Source organism: Streptomyces sp. NTH33 (assembly GCF_003236365.1).
Lineage (GTDB): Bacteria > Actinomycetota > Actinomycetes > Streptomycetales > Streptomycetaceae > Streptomyces.
This window is the reverse complement of sequence record NZ_POTZ01000987.1, coordinates 1-913: the sequence shown is the minus strand read 5'-3', so window position 1 is coordinate 913 and position 913 is coordinate 1. Positions and strand designations below refer to the sequence as shown.

Sequence of the window (913 nt, the reverse complement as noted above, 5' to 3'; positions counted from 1 at the left end):
AGACCCCGGTCCCCGACCCCACGGCCGGCATGACGGCCCCCTCGGCCTTCGCCAGCGCCACCTCCCCGCAGTCGCTGGCGGCCTCGCCGATACCGCCGCAGTCGATGACGAAGTAGGGCCGCGGGCCCACGGCGACAGGGGCGGCGTCCGGGGAGACCCGGGCACCGCCTCTCGCATGCGCGGGCAGGAACGGTTCAGCACGCTCGTTCGAGTGAACGTGCCCGGCATCTCAGAACAACCATCTCAGAACAACCGGTGAGCGCCGTACTCCATCGTTCTGCCGGGGCACCCAGCGTGGGCGTAGCCTGGCACCAGCGTGACGAGGAGAACCAGCGATGAGCGCCGAACCCATCACGGAGCCGGTCATGACGCAGCAGGACCCCATCGATCTGTTGATCGCGATCGAAAAGGCGTCCGTGGCGCCGATTCGACCCGAGTACGTCGAGGGGACGGCCATCGTGCCACCGCAACCGGACTACAACCACAGCAAGCGCGCCGTCGGGCTCATGGTTCAGCTCCACGTCGCCGGGTTCGCGCTCGCCGGCACGGGCATGGGCTTCCGTGCCGCACATCAGAGCGGTGGTACCAAGACCTTGGTCGTTCCCGATTTCTACGTCCTCCACCGTGAGCCGACCGAACTCGACGAGTCGTACCGCAGGACCCACAAGGGCTGGTACCCCCTCGACATGATCGCTCTGATCGGCGAGGTCACCTCGACCAACCACGAAACGGACGCCGGCCCCAAGCTCCGCACCTACGCCGCCGCCGGCATCCCCGTCTACGTCCTGATCAACCGCGACACCAGGACGGCCCACTGCTACAGCACTCCCGTCCTCCCCGGCAAGGACCCCACGAGGGCGTACTACGACGACGAGACCAAGGTCGACCTCGGCGAGCCGCTCCCCCTCCCGGC

Annotated in this window: 1 protein-coding gene; it reads left to right on the top strand. The window is 68.1% G+C overall.

The genetic code is table 11. The features are described from left to right. Positions 1–335: 335 nt before the first annotated feature. A partial coding sequence (locus C1I97_RS38000) for a Uma2 family endonuclease (protein ID WP_111007379.1) occupies positions 336–913 on the top strand: 578 nt, incomplete at its 3' end.